At 48.2% G+C, this 13,582-nt stretch carries 11 protein-coding genes; 4 read left to right on the forward strand and 7 right to left on the reverse strand.

Going from position 1 to position 13,582, the window contains the following annotated elements; genetic code table 11:
• Positions 1–291 precede the first annotated feature (291 nt).
• Together VJB08_02330 and dph5 are read right to left on the reverse strand one after the other, a co-directional pair.
• Positions 292–3,159, reverse strand: coding sequence for an STT3 domain-containing protein (locus tag VJB08_02330; protein HLD42804.1), 2,868 nt, complete (start codon positions 3,157–3,159; stop codon positions 292–294).
• 107 nt (positions 3,160–3,266) lie between these two features.
• Positions 3,267–3,992 (reverse strand): diphthine synthase, encoded by a 726-nt coding sequence (dph5, locus tag VJB08_02335; GenBank protein ID HLD42805.1) that lies wholly within the window; start codon positions 3,990–3,992, stop codon positions 3,267–3,269.
• A gap of 344 nt (positions 3,993–4,336) precedes the next feature.
• Here dph5 and ftsZ point away from each other — a divergent pair, with 344 nt between their 5' ends.
• Both ftsZ and aspS read left to right on the forward strand, forming a co-directional pair.
• Complete coding sequence (ftsZ, locus tag VJB08_02340) at positions 4,337–5,419, forward strand: cell division protein FtsZ (protein ID HLD42806.1); 1,083 nt, start codon at positions 4,337–4,339, stop codon at positions 5,417–5,419.
• Positions 5,420–5,603: 184 nt separating this feature from the next.
• On the forward strand, positions 5,604–7,565 hold the full coding sequence (aspS, locus tag VJB08_02345) for an aspartate--tRNA ligase (protein HLD42807.1): 1,962 nt from the start codon (positions 5,604–5,606) through the stop codon (positions 7,563–7,565).
• Here the strand turns inward: aspS and VJB08_02350 are convergent.
• Together VJB08_02350 and VJB08_02355 are read right to left on the reverse strand one after the other, a co-directional pair.
• Positions 7,562–8,404, reverse strand: coding sequence for an NAD(P)H-hydrate dehydratase (locus VJB08_02350; protein ID HLD42808.1), 843 nt, complete (start codon positions 8,402–8,404; stop codon positions 7,562–7,564). The genes aspS and VJB08_02350 overlap by 4 nt on opposite strands.
• Positions 8,405–8,600: 196 nt before the next feature.
• On the reverse strand, positions 8,601–9,353 hold the full coding sequence (locus tag VJB08_02355) for an endonuclease/exonuclease/phosphatase family protein (GenBank protein HLD42809.1): 753 nt from the start codon (positions 9,351–9,353) through the stop codon (positions 8,601–8,603).
• Positions 9,354–9,645: 292 nt separating this feature from the next.
• Here VJB08_02355 and VJB08_02360 point away from each other — a divergent pair, with 292 nt between their 5' ends.
• The gene (locus tag VJB08_02360; GenBank protein HLD42810.1) at positions 9,646–10,083 is read left to right on the forward strand and encodes a hypothetical protein; all 438 of its coding nucleotides are present in this window, start codon (positions 9,646–9,648) and stop codon (positions 10,081–10,083) included.
• An 88-nt stretch (positions 10,084–10,171) separates the two neighbouring features.
• Positions 10,172–11,491, forward strand: coding sequence for a Zn-dependent hydrolase (locus VJB08_02365; protein ID HLD42811.1), 1,320 nt, complete (start codon positions 10,172–10,174; stop codon positions 11,489–11,491).
• On the opposite strand, the gene VJB08_02370 is transcribed toward VJB08_02365, so the two are convergent.
• From VJB08_02370 to VJB08_02380, 3 genes are all read right to left on the reverse strand, one after another.
• Positions 11,480–12,322 (reverse strand): TIM barrel protein, encoded by an 843-nt coding sequence (locus tag VJB08_02370; GenBank protein HLD42812.1) that lies wholly within the window; start codon positions 12,320–12,322, stop codon positions 11,480–11,482. The two genes, VJB08_02365 and VJB08_02370, sit on opposite strands and share 12 nt — an antisense overlap.
• A complete protein-coding gene (locus VJB08_02375; protein HLD42813.1) occupies positions 12,319–13,278 on the reverse strand; it encodes an aminopeptidase in 960 nt (319 codons plus the stop codon). The genes VJB08_02370 and VJB08_02375 overlap by 4 nt, the downstream gene beginning before the upstream one ends.
• A 16-nt stretch (positions 13,279–13,294) precedes the next feature.
• Positions 13,295–13,582: hypothetical protein (locus tag VJB08_02380; GenBank protein ID HLD42814.1), on the reverse strand; the 288-nt coding region annotated here is incomplete at its 5' end.

The raw sequence follows: 13,582 nt of genomic DNA on the forward strand, positions 1-13,582 counted from the left end.
ATTTTCGACATCCTTTCGAACCGAGGTCCTCAGGTCCAAAGCCTGAGATGCTTGGCCGCTACACCACGGGGCTAATGGACGACAAAAAAGAGCCGAGCATTATAAAGATTTCTGATGGGTGGTCTCTGGTGAAAATCCCGCTTCGCGGCTGCCGCCAGGTTCGCCTCGTGCTGTTTTGAGTGTTAAGCGACATTCCCCGTAGGGGGCAACTCCCTTGTAGCTACGATGCCTTTACCTTCTCGGGCTCACGAAAGGCGGCAGCAATGATTTTCACCAGAGCCTTGCACGCCATTACGGAGCAGCCGGCTCCCACACTACCTTCCACGTGATGATCCGCTCTCCACGCAGCGTGGTGGTGTCATGGAACTTCTCAAATGAATGCAATCCAACTCCATCAAAGAAGAAAAGCCTCGTGAACATACTGCCAACCAACTCAGGTGACATAAACGCAGCCTGGACATTATCCCCCTCTTTCTTTGTTGCAATCCCAAATCCAAGGGGATCCTGTGTATTGCGGACAAGCTCATAGGATTCTCCCTCCAAAAAACTCACTGCAGCAGGATATGCCCGAAGCCCATCAGCTCGCTCAATAAAAGCCTGTTTTGCGGCGTAATCAACAACTACTGGAAATTGATTCCCTCCTTGCGAGTATGCACAGACCGATACATTCCCCCTGTTCTCGCATCGATTCAATCCCGTCAGATAGCTTGGCCACGGAGCAATCCAGGCATTAATGTTATCCTCGTTACGCAGGGATCGGTATTCTTGGATCCATTGCTTCGTCTGCTCTGAAGGAACATCATAATCACTCTGGAACTTCTCAATAAGTTGAGCATCAGTCTGCTTGCCCACTGCGGCATTCAGGTAGGACTTCTTAAAATCCCAGCTTCCGAAATGCGCCCAGACTCCCCCCTTTCCGATCATATCTTCGGAGGTGATGAGGAAATCTTCAGGCGGATCGCAGTGGCTGAATGCCAAAACCTTCTCAGCTTCGGATTCTGTGAGCCCGTGCTCGATAAGAAGCGCTTTCGCCCTTGGCTGATCCTCCGCAATGATCTCATTCAGTAGGTCATAAGCAAAGGGAGTATCGTTCTGAAACCCGAGCAATGTTGCAAAAGCGTCATTTGCTCCGCAGTCAAGCATCCGCAATATTCCGCGGGAGAGGTTCTCATCAGATGTCAGGAGAAGCTTTCCAAGCCAGTGAAGCTGGGGGCTGTTCTGCGAACTTCCATCGAGGGTCACCCCCCGATCAGCGAAATACTTGAACCAATGGCCAAAATCCCACCAGCTGTTGATGATTGCATTTGGCTTTGACTCATTCCGTATCTTTTCCAGAGTCTCGACCCAGGCATCGGTTACATTCGGCAGATAACTCTGGCTCGTGGCAAAACCGTATTTTACAGGAGGGAGCATGAACATAATCAGAACAAGCAGCAGGCAAGCGCGAACAGCCCGCTTCGGCGCATGCAGCAGAGTTCCGAGTGTTGAAAAAAGCATCGTTCCTGCTCTAACCAGGAAAAGAGAGGCAAAGATGCTCACCGGAATAACCATCAGGAACAAAAACCGCACGCCAGTTGTTGCAAAGTAGGAAACCAGAACAATGATGATCGTCAATAGAAAGACCACATCAGGATAGAAATCTGCCTCTTCGCGAATGCGCAGGTGCAGGTAGAGTGCCAGAAGGACAGGCACCATCAGCAGGAAGAAAGAGAGCCCGGATGAGCTTCCCTTGATCATGAAGTAAATGAGGACGCTTAAGAACAGCAAAAGCAAAAAAGACTGAAAATGCGCTCGGATAAATCGTGTAGATGGAAAGATGAGAAATATGATGCCCAAAACTGCCATCAGGTACAAAGGCATGCCAGCCAGCAGTGCATTCTCAAAAGATGAAGGGAGAACCACACCGACAGCCCCCACTATCCAAGATGAGAGGCCCAGCATATTCTGGGAGTTTGCCACAGTCTCCCTGACACTCAAGCTGTTAAACTCCGCAACAGTCGGCAGCACATTCGGCCAGAGGTTTGGATTTGCTGCCACCTTAAAGCTCAGCACCTTGATCTGGTCTCCAACAACGCGAACAAGCGCCGACGGAGAATTAAAGAGTATACCGAAAAAGATGATAACCGCCAGGAGAAATGCGCCTGCAGTGAAGCCAAACTCCTGCAAGGTGCCTTTTTTGAGATGAATCCCGCCTTCTGAAAGCCAGTCATGAAGGACAGCGTATCCTCCCTTCAGGAAAAGTGCCAGCAGGAACAGGTCAGCAAGATACCACCAGCCAATCCAGAAGAGGGAATAGAGGGAAAGGCAAAGGCCGGCAGAGAATGCCCAGAGGGATCTTGCTCTCGCTGTCTTTGCGTAGAAGCATCCAATCGCCAGCCACAGGAAGAAAGCTTGGAAGAATATGTTGACGATGTCGCTGTCAGACCCTAAAGTCCTGCTCAGCACAAAAGGATTAACATTAACCAACACAGTCCCGATGACCGCTGCAGTGTTCCCCCCAATCCTCCGCAGGAGCAGGAAGAGAGGTATTGTAAGGATAAGTGAAAGCACTAAAGGTGTGAGGAATGAGGCCTGCATGAGACTCAGGTCTGGATTAACCAGCCGCAGGGTGGAGTAGACACCAACAATCACGACAGGATAATAATCATAGACCTTCCCTTTAGGCTTTGGCGCAGTCGTATAGGAATCCATGCAAAAGCCGTTTTCTTTGTCGATAAAATCGCATTGGCTTCCTTTCTCGACAATGTTCCTTGCCATGCGCAGCCAGTAGTAGGAATCAATATCACCGATATAGGCATAACTCTTTTTCCCGGATTGGTACTGGAGCTGTGATTTCAGGCTGTTTGCGGCCTCCCGAATCTGATTCTGCACCTGCTCGCGATTGTCCTGCAAGAATCGTTTAAGGCTTTCTTCAGCCTGCGCCTTCCGCGTCTCCTCAGGAAGGTTGGGATACTGGGCTGCAATTGCCTGGGTTACCTGAGACCGGTAGAAATTGATAACATTCGCCTCAGCAGCGCTCTCAAGAGGAACCAGCCTTGCCGGCTCAAGCCTGACCACAAGAGTGATAATCAGCGGAATCAGCAGAAGAAGCACCCACTGCTTGCTTAAGAGAAAGGATTTCCAGTCAAACCTCTTCGCGCCCCCACTCCCCTCTTCCATACGAGGAGTAAACTGCCCCGGTTTATAAGATTTATTAATGGTGGACGGCTCTCCTAAACGAAGGTTGCCGCCTGTTTTGTGAAGCTTGGGAGCAAGACATCAACAGTCTACTGCCACAATTTCAGCGCTTCTTCCTCTTTGAAATGCAGATTTCCGGGTACAATCAGGCTCTGCGGAGCATCACCGAAGTCCTGATTCAGCAAAGACGCAGCAGTGCCTGCCTTGATGAATTGATCCGGCCAACCCAGCCGTGCCACGCCTACACAAACCGTGCTTTCAAAAAAAAGCTTCCTGAAAGATAAAAGATAAGCGATGGCCTGCGGAATAGAAACAAAACGCTCCCCGTCGCACTCAAGCAGGAATAAGGTGTGACCGCCTATGGAAAGATTTTCCGCAAGGATGGTGTAGGGGCTCTCGAGATGTTGGTGCTCCAAAGGTATTGAGGCAACCTTCCCAAACTTGTACAATTGCAGGCCTGTTACGCCCACAGCTGTGAGAATTGATGCATTCGGCACAACAACAACGGGTATCCCGATTTGTTTCGCGTCAAGGAGAAGAGAGCTGTGTGTTGTTGCTGCAAACGGGTCTCCAGGAAAGAGTATGGCAACATTTTTTGATCGTGCCTCGTCCAAGATGTTTTCCTGTTCAATCACTGCACGGTCTGCAACAATGATCTTTTTCTTGATCAGGGATTCGTAGGAGGCAGGTGGAGCAGCTAGCTTCGAGGTATAGCTCTCAAAATAGACCAGATCACACTGATTCAGGATCTCGATAGCTTTTAGGGTTAGATCCTTCTCGCTGCACAGGCCTGCGCCTATGAGATAGAGCGTCATCCCGAAGAGGAATAGTTGCGCATATTTAAAGCCGCCGAAGAAAATGGAGGGGTCTCAATCAGGTTTAGCATCGAGAAAAATGGATGGTTTAGAAAAGTTTATATAGTAGTCTAATTTAGAAAAAAGGTAAGTTTCAAGTTTTTTGGCGAAAACTTGAAAATAAGTTTCGAAGTTTCGTTTTGGCGAACGAAACATTGGCGAATGTTTGCGAATTCTTAAGTAGGAAGATGAATAAGCTTCCTTAAATACTTTTCGCTAGTTGGAACTATATACTTCAGTATATAGATTAGCGGAAAGAAGGCAAAACCAAGGGAAATGAAAAAGCCAAAAAGGGGGGAGAGAGAATGGAGTTTCTAATCGAGAATGCAAAGAAAGCTATGTCTGACCCGCTGAGCTACGATGCAGTAAAGGTTGGTCAAGCTAACATTAAGGTTATCGGATGCGGAGGCGCTGGTAATAATATGGTGAATTGGCTCTATAAAAAAGGGATCAAGGGAGCTGAGATCATGGCCTGCAACACAGACAAGCAGCATCTCGATGTCACTGAAGCCGATCATAAGTTTATCATTGGGGAAGGAGTAACCCGTGGCCTTGGATGCGGAGGATTCCCTCAAAAAGGGTATGAAGCTGCCCAGGAAAGCCTTCTTCAGATTAAAGAGAGTATAAAGGGTTCTGATATGGTATTTGTGTGTGCTGGCATGGGCGGAGGCACAGGAACAGGTTCTGCTCCAGTGGTTGCAGGAACAGCCCGTGATCAGGGTGCGATAGTGATTGGAACAGTCACTATGCCATTTAAGATTGAGCGCGCTCGATGCGACAAGGCAGAGTATGGCCTCCAGCAGCTGCGAGAGGTGTGTGACACGGTAATTGTCATAGACAACAACAGGCTGGTGGAGATTGCTGGAAGCCTTCCGATTCAGCAGGCCTTTGCAGTTGCCAATGAGCTGGTCGCAACCATGATCAAAGGGATTGTCGAGACGATAGCGATTCCATCATTGGTGAACCTTGACTTTGCAGATGTAAAGGCTATCATGAAAGGCTCAGGAGTTGCTGCAATTGGTGTGGGAACCTCTGACACAGAGAATAGGGTGGAAGAAGCTACTAAAGGAGCGCTTAACAACCCTCTCCTTGACATCAGCTATGAAGGAGCAACCGGAGCGCTTATCCACGTGGCAGGAGGGCCGGACATGACCTTGGAGAACATCAACAAGGTAGGAGAACTGGTCACTGAAAGCCTTGATGACGACGCCAATGTAATCTGGGGAGCAAGAGTATCTGACGAGCTCAAAGGCAGGATTATAGTAATGACGATTGTCACAGGAGTACAAAGTCCTTGGATTACAGGGAAAACCGCAGGAAGGATTGCTGAACCTCTCAGGGAGGCAGAAGAGCTCAATGAAGGATTAGGCATTGAAATAGTACGATGACACCCTTGGTTTTTGTGTGCTGTGTTCTTTGCCTTCATTTACCACCCCCAACACGTAATGAAGGCAGCTGTTACTCTTCACCCGCTTTTGGGTGAAGATTTTTTTATTTGGATCTATTGCAACCGGCAGGTGGAATAGGCAAAAATAATTAGATTTAAATACAGTCAGCTACCATCTTTGCCTCATGTACCGTACACATACCTGTGGAGAATTGCGGAAGAAGGACGTGAAGAAGAGTGTCCGGCTTACAGGCTGGAACCAGAGCAGGAGAGACCACGGCGGAATCATCTTTATTGATGTGCGGGACCGGTATGGGTTGACGCAGATCGTCTTTGATCCAAAGCACAAGAAGGATGTCCATGCATCTGCCGAGCACCTGAGGAGAGAAGATGTTATTGCCATTTCAGGAACAGTTAGGCTGAGAGGCAAGGGGCTTGAGAACCTAAAACTGGAGACAGGGGAGATTGAAATTCTGGTTGATGAATTGACAATCCTAAACAAGGCAGAGACCCCACCTATTGAGATTGATGATCGGATTGAGGTAAGCGAGGATATTAGCCTTAAATACCGCTATCTGGAGCTGAGAAAGCCAAGGCTGGCACGCAACATTAGGGTACGGAGTGAGGCAGTGAAGATAGTGCGTGATTATTTTCACTCCAATGGCTTCCTTGAGATTGAGACTCCAATCCTGGCAAAATCCACTCCGGAAGGGGCAAGGGATTACCTGGTTCCGTCGCGTGTGCACCCGGGAAATTTCTATGCGTTGCCCCAAAGCCCCCAGCTGTTCAAGCAGCTGTGCATGATTGCAGGCCTAGACCGTTATTTCCAGATTGCGCGATGCTTTCGTGATGAGGATTTAAGGGCGGACAGGCAGCCAGAGTTCACCCAGATTGATGTCGAGATGAGTTTTATTGACGAAGAAGATATCCACCGCCTTATGGAAGGCATGGTGAAGGAGATCTGGAAGAAGGTTCTTGGCATTGACCTGAAGACACCATTTCGAAGGATGCTGTACAGCGAAGCAATGGCAAAGTATGGAAGCGATAAGCCTGACTTGCGCTTCGGCCTGGAATTGGTTGATGTCACAGATATCGTCAAGGCCTCTGGCTTTCAGGTATTCACAAAGAACATAGCCCAAGGAGGCGTTGTGAAGGCCATCAATGCAAAAAAGGCAGGGCTATCAAGAAATGATATTGACGGGCTGATTTCGTTTGTGCAGGCGCATGGCGCAAAAGGCATGGCATGGATGAAGGCGACTGAAAAGGGCCTCGAGAGTTCGGTTGTAAAATACTTCAGCGAGGATATCCAGAAGGAACTGAAGAAGGCACTTCAGGCAAAGCCGGAAGACCTGCTGTTGTTTGTCTCTGATGTTAAAGAATCGGTTGTCCATGCTGCATTAGGTGCGCTGCGCCTGGAGCTTGGAAAACAGCTCAACCTGATCAGAAAAGGGTATGAGTTTGTCTGGGTAACTGACTTCCCCTTCTTGGAATACAAAGAGGATGAAGGGAGGTATGAGGCAATGCATCATCCCTTCACATCGCCAAAGCCGGAAGACCTCAGCCTTTTGGAATCTGAGCCCCGCAAGGTGAGGGCTCGTGCCTATGACCTTGCCTTAAATGGAGTCGAGCTTGGCGGCGGAAGCATACGGATCCACGATTCAGCAGTTCAAAAAAGGGTATTTAATGTCCTGGGGATCACAGACAAGGAAGCTGAGGAAAAGTTTGGCTTTCTGCTTTCTGCGCTCAAGTACGGTGCGCCGCCTCATGGAGGGATTGCGTTTGGCGTTGATCGCCTTGCTGCTATGCTTTGCGGAGAAGAAAGCATTCGTGAAGTCATTGCTTTCCCGAAGAACAAAGCTGCGCAGTCATTGATGGAAGGATCTCCTTCTCCGGTCTCTGAGGCTCAACTGAAGGAGCTTGGGATTAGATTGGACCACATTAAAGGGAAAGGGGGGTCCAGAGCAATCGTGTCCCAGACTGAAAGCGCAAAACATGACGCCGAAATGGAGATATACAGAAATATGGGGGAGATCGAAAGATTGCAAGCTGAGAAAACTGCCTTGGAAACTAAAGGCGAGATGGAACATTTAAAATCAAAAGTAGAAAGAATGAAGGAAAATGAACGTAACAGGCAGAAAGATGTTTAGATTTTCTTTGAGAATTTAGTTATCTCCTCAGCAAGTTCAGAAGCAAGATACGTGTATCCTTTCTTTTTCTTAAGGGCATCTCCTGCCCTGCCGTTATAGTATGCTGCGAGGCAGGCTGACCTGTAGAGATCGTGAGTTTGCGCCAGGAAGCCTGCTGTTAATCCTGCCAAGACGTCTCCTGTGCCTGCCTTTGTCATGCCTGCGTTCCCTGTTCTGTTGAAGGTTATTCTTGTTTTTGAGATGATTGCGTCAACAGGGCCTTTCAGGAGGAGGATGTTATTGTTTAGTATCTTCCTTACTATTGATAATTTCTTTTTTAATGATGCCTTCTTATTGAATATCTTCGTTAGTACTGATTTTTCAATACTGGAGTTTTTTAATAGTATCTCAAACTCTTTTTTATGAGGTGTGAGGACTGCGTTTTCAACCGTTCTTATGTTTATTATTTTTAATGCGTCTGCGTCAATGACGAGGTATTTTTTATTTTGTACAGAATATGCGACTGCCTTTTTAATGAGTTTCTTTGTGGCTGGCTTTACACCCGCGCCGTTCCCAATTAAGGTTACATCATGGGTCTTGATGAGTTTCTTTAATTCAGGATAATGGCTTGTTGAGATATAATCGCCTTTGAGCTTTTTTGTAATGAGGTCTGGGCTTAATTTATTTATCGCCCAGGCAACCTTTTCAGGCGCAGCAATCGTTACCCAGTCTGCTCCTGATCTCAGGCAGGCAATCCCTGCCAATGCAACTGCTCCGACATAGTCTGCTGAGCCCCCGATAATCAGGATTCTTCCATTGTCGCCTTTATGGCTGGCCGGATCCCTTGTAACTGGATGCATGACATATCAGGAATTCTGGAGTATATAAATTTTAACTGAAATCAGGCTCAGTAGAAAGTCGTCGTTGCCGCCATTTTTGCGAGGCTCTATAAACTTAAGGAAGCGCAGCGGAGGGGGTTGTCCCTTACGGGCGAGGTGCCACTCTTTGCCAAAAACATGCAGAGCCGAGCTGGCGGCAACCGCGAAGCTGGACTTTCTACTGAGCTCCGAAATCGAAAGAGGCCATCAGAGGGTAATGGTCTGAGTATTTCTCCGGAAGGATCCCTGCCTCAGAGCAGGTGATATCCCCCCGATAGAAGATATAATCAATCCGCATTTTAACCCAGTACCTATAGGAGGGGCCTGCATCAAAAGGGACAGCAGGGCGAAGCCGATTCTCAAAGATAAACTGTTTAAGAACGTCGCTCCGCGGAAACGCGTTGAAATCGCCTGTCAGGATTACATTCTTGGGGCTTTTTTTAAGAAATCCGCTCAGCCGCCTCATCTGGGATCTCCGGTCATAGGGGGTCAGCCCAAGATGGGTAGTGATGACGCGCACAAGTTTCCCCTCAATCCACAAATCTGCATAGGTCGCTCCTCTTGCAATGGGCGGAACCCCGAACTTGGTGTGGACAAAGTGATGGGAGTTAAGCGCAACGTTCCCGTGGTTGATGAATTCTATCTTGCTAAGGATAGCATTTCCTGAATTCCGGTGGTGAAGAATCTTATGGTTGAAGCCGGCGGTGAAATGGATGAAGCCTGCTTTCCTCATTAATGTGCGGATATGATTCTCTCTCTTTTTTGGCGAAAGCCCGATTTCCTGCAGGCAGACGATGTCATAATTGCTGAGCTGGCTTGCGATGTCGTTTGCGATCGTCTTCTTGATCTTTCTCCTGTGGAAGATATCAATGAGGGCTCTGGCGTGGCTCTTCCCGGAAAGATATTTGAGATTATAGGTAAGCACGCGCATGGAAAGGAAAAGTTGATTGTTCTATTTAAAGGTTTTCTGATGCAGAAAGGCTTCGGTGAAAATCCCGCAGTGGCTTGCGAATGAGCTCGTTCTCAGTCGCTCACAAGCCACCGGCTGCCGCCCAGTTCGCCTCGTACTGTTTTGAGTGTTAAGCGACATTCCCCGAAGGGGGCAACCCTCTTGTCGCTGTGATGCCTTTGCGTTCTTGGGCTCACGAAAGGCGGCAGCAATGATTTTCACCGCAGCCATGCAGAAAGCAACATTTAAATAGAAAGAAGCTCTTAAAACAGCCATGCCAAAGCGAGGAAGAAAGGTTCCCAGAAGGGCAAAGCGCAAGAGGGGGGCAAAGCGCAAAGGCCGGGCAACGAGCAAGGTGAGGAGCACTCCTCGGGCCATCAGCTACGAAAACATTCCGCAGATCAGCCCAAATGACATTCTGAAAGAAAAAGCAGATGCCTCAACTGACCAGACAGAAGCGCAATACAAAACGCTGGATGGAAGCCCCAAGGGTGCCGCAGCCAAGGCACTTAAGACCCCGCGCAAAGGGCTTCCGCTGCTGAAAAGGATATTAGGAGATGAGTTTTTGGCAGTATCTGCGATTATTATTTTCGGGTCATTTATGAAATTAGGGTATGGCGCGATAGGGGCTGCTGTTACGCTTGGGATCATTGCAGCTTTCTCCTTTATTTGCGGTGTGGCTGTGAAAGGGTATATCCAGAATAGGTATTAATTCGATAGATACTAACTCAATTCTCTATATTGTATAAGAAGGATTAGGGCAAATAAATGTATTTAAAGGCATCGAGAATAGGGCAGCCATGGCCCAGCTCATTTACGTCGATAGCCAGTTGATTGAAAGACACATCAGCGCCCTAGCAAAGATAGGATGCCTTGGGCCTAACGAAGGTTTCACTCGTGCTGCATGGTCTGACGAGGAAAGCACTGCGATGAACTACATTGCAGCGGAAGGGAAGGCAGCTGGGTTTCAGCCGTGGTGGGACGCTATAGGGAATCTCTTTCTTACACGGGCTGGATCCATTGAACAGATCCTTCAGATCGGCTCCCACCTGGATACAGTTCCTGGCGGCGGGAATTACGACGGGGCTGCAGGCATTGCCGCAGGCCTGGAAGCGTTGAAAGCAGTCAGCTCACAGCAAATCAACGCTGGTCTTGAGCTTGTGGTTTGGAGAGGAGAAGAGTCAGCAACCTTTGGTGCTCCGTATAAAGGGAGCAAGGGAGCATTTGGAGAGCCGTTTGTTGATTCCAAAGGCAGGCGTGATATCTTAGCAAATGAATTTTGTGGCGTAAGTCTGGAAAAAGCCATGCGAACACAGGGCGATGACCCGCAATATTTAATGGCAAATACTCCAACACTCACTCCCACCCACATTGAAAACATTACTGGCCACATCGAACTCCATATCGAGCAAGGCCCGGTCCTTGAGAATAGTGGGAAGGATATTGGGATCGTTACAGCAATACGAGGCAACACAAGGCACTGGATCGATGTTGAGGGAGAGTTTAATCATTCCGGAACCACCCCCATGAAGGATAGGAAAGATGCAAATACTGCCATAGCTCATATGATTGCGGAAGCAGACAAGATGGCTTGGAACGCAGAGCACTACGGAAATGATATCACGCAGACAGTGGGAATCCTAAACGCCGAGAGGTCAAGGAATGAGACAATGGGTGTATATCACAATGCTTTGACAAAGGTGCCCGGATGCGGATATTTTTCATTGGAGATACGAAGTGCAAACTGGAATTTTCTGCAATCGTACACAGGAGAGGTTATGCAGCGGATTGAACAGATCGCAAAGGAAAAGAATGTGAAGGTTAACATCATCCCGATAAGCGCAGAAGCTCCAGTCACTGCATTCAGCAGCGAACTTCAGGCAATTGCAGAAAGAAAGGCAGATGAATTAGGTTATGCATCAATGTATATGCAGAGCGGAGCCGGTCATGACTGCGCTGTGGTTGCCCGACAGCGATTAAAAAGCCCGATACCAACACTGCTCATCTTTATTCCATGCAGAGATGGGAAAAGCCACTGCAAAGAGGAATACGCGTCTCCAGATGCCATAACAAAAGGCGCAAATGTTCTGGCAAATACTGTCTACGAATTAGCGCGATAATCTGGCATACGTCTTCTGCATCAGCAGACTGTCCTCCTCGATATTCGGAGACTCTGATATGACAACCCCTGCTGCGTTGAATTCCTTTAATGCTTGGAGAACTGCTTTGTAAGTGAAGTGATTATCCTCGTCTTTCATATTGAGATGGTTCCGTTCTCCCTTCGGTCCATAATGCATGCCAGACAGGTGGATATGCATACTGCTTAGAGCCTCCCTGCCAAGTCCTTTTTCTATCTCAGTCAGGGCTTCCTTGAAATCAGCCTCAGTATTGAATGAGCCAACAGACCTACTGTAGAGATGGGAGAAATCTACGCAGATGCCAACCTGCTCGACTTCTTGGGCAAGCCGGATAAGCTCTGAGACAGTTCCGAACTGGGTTCCCTTGCCTGTTGTCTCAGGGCTGATTCTGATGCTATGGCCCTCATCCTTTAGTTTTTTTGTTATGCTCTTTAAGGATTCCCTTACCTTAAGGTATACATTGTCTGCGGGAAGATCCATGTAATATGCAGAATGGAAGGTCAATGAGAATGCACCGCACAGGTCAGCAATCCTCGCTGCATTCAAGACACGTTGTATTGACGCTTCTCTCTTCTCTTTTTCCAATGAGTTGAGATTAATGAAGTACTGGCCATGGCAGGTCAGCAAGATTTCATTCTGCTGGCTAGCCTTCTTGATGCCGGAAGTTTTCTCTTTTGGGATATTGACTTGGCGCACAAATTCAATCTCCATGGCTCCCAGGCCAATTTTTTTAAGATACGAGATCCCATTGAGGGTATTCCTCTCAGGAGTTGCCAGTGGAATTCCTGCAGTGCCAAAAACAAGCCCTTTCACCTTACCCAGACTCCACGATGCATAATCTTTTGATTGTCTGCAAACACCGTTGGCTGCAGGACAACACCGTCAACATGGATTGGGACATCGATGCTTCCGCCAAAACCAGTATTGTTCCCTAATGCAATGTGGATCGTTCCCTTAACCTTCTCATCCTCAAGGATATTCCCTGTAATCCTTGCCAGCCCATTTGTTCCGATGCCAAGCTCTGCGATGTTATAGGCATTTGGATCATTGACAGCCTTCAGGCCTGCAGCAAGCTTTTTTGCCTCTTCCCCTCCAGTGACTGAGGTTGCGTATCCATCCTTGACACGTATTCTGATTGGAGCTGCAAGCCTTCCTATGCCTGCAAAGGATCCATCAAAAACGATAATGCCTGATGTGCCTTCCTGATGGGGAGCGCAATAAAGCTCGCCATCCGGAAGATTGCAGACTTCTCCTTTTCTGGCAATCCCTGAATTGAGGCCTTCCCAGGGCTGTTTTGCGACATGAAGGGTTATGCTTGTTCCTTTTTCTGTCTTGATTATGATTTCTTTTGCCTTTTTCAGGAGATCATATAAAGGGGATACCTGATTTTTCAGATACTGGTAGTCAACGTCAAAAAGCCGCTCCATGATTGAAACAGTGATGCCGGGCAATGTGGCGATGCGCGCTCCCTTAGCTGATGCCTGCTTCCTGGCTGCTGTATGCGTCAGGGAAGTGGTAGTTGCTGCAACGATGACATCAAAGTGCTTCATCCGCTCTGCAACCGCATCAGGCGGCTCCTGGCCGTCGTGATCGCCCAGAGGTATCTCCACTTTTTCTGCACGTGCTAAGAAGGAAGTTGTCTCTGCAAAAAAGGCGTTTGCGATCTCCTCCTTGCTCTTGTCATAGATAACCAGGACAGACTCTCCCTTCTGTAGGCTAAGGGAATGCTGGTAAGCGTTCCTGGCAGCCTTCCTGAGTAGGGCATTCATGGGTCAACGATGAGAATTACCGCCTTGATGGATGGAAGATGTCATACATGATCTCCTCAAGCTTCTTGAGGTTCCACTTGATTGCATCATATTTTTTTCTGAGCAGCCCATTTCGTAAGTCAAAATGGATGAATTCTCCGTACAACTCCTCCACAAACTGCCTGATTCTCTTGACCTCCTCAAAATCACGCACAGTAGCGTGGCGGACAGCTCTTCGTGTCAGCTCTCCAGTGAGGTCGCATAATCCCATCAGGTAGTCCTCTGTTCCAATCTTGAGCTGCTTTGCTGTAGGCAGTGGCTTCCT

It is taken from the genome of Candidatus Nanoarchaeia archaeon (assembly GCA_035290625.1).
In the GTDB taxonomy this organism is placed as follows: domain Archaea; phylum Nanobdellota; class Nanobdellia; order Woesearchaeales; family DATDTY01; genus DATDTY01.

Excerpts from the sequence above, each read along its gene's own strand:
- dph5 (HLD42805.1), bottom strand. The coding sequence starts at position 3,992 with ATGACGCTCTATCTCATAGGCGCAGGCCTGTGCAGCGAGAAGGATCTA.
- VJB08_02375 (HLD42813.1), bottom strand. The coding sequence starts at position 13,278 with ATGAATGCCCTACTCAGGAAGGCTGCCAGGAACGCTTACCAGCATTCC.
- aspS (HLD42807.1), top strand. The coding sequence starts at position 5,604 with ATGTACCGTACACATACCTGTGGAGAATTGCGGAAGAAGGACGTGAAG.
- ftsZ (HLD42806.1), top strand. The coding sequence starts at position 4,337 with ATGGAGTTTCTAATCGAGAATGCAAAGAAAGCTATGTCTGACCCGCTG.
- VJB08_02360 (HLD42810.1), top strand. The coding sequence starts at position 9,646 with ATGCCAAAGCGAGGAAGAAAGGTTCCCAGAAGGGCAAAGCGCAAGAGG.
- VJB08_02350 (HLD42808.1), bottom strand. The coding sequence starts at position 8,404 with ATGCATCCAGTTACAAGGGATCCGGCCAGCCATAAAGGCGACAATGGA.
- VJB08_02330 (HLD42804.1), bottom strand. The coding sequence starts at position 3,159 with ATGGAAGAGGGGAGTGGGGGCGCGAAGAGGTTTGACTGGAAATCCTTT.
- VJB08_02365 (HLD42811.1), top strand. The coding sequence starts at position 10,172 with ATGGCCCAGCTCATTTACGTCGATAGCCAGTTGATTGAAAGACACATC.
- VJB08_02355 (HLD42809.1), bottom strand. The coding sequence starts at position 9,353 with ATGCGCGTGCTTACCTATAATCTCAAATATCTTTCCGGGAAGAGCCAC.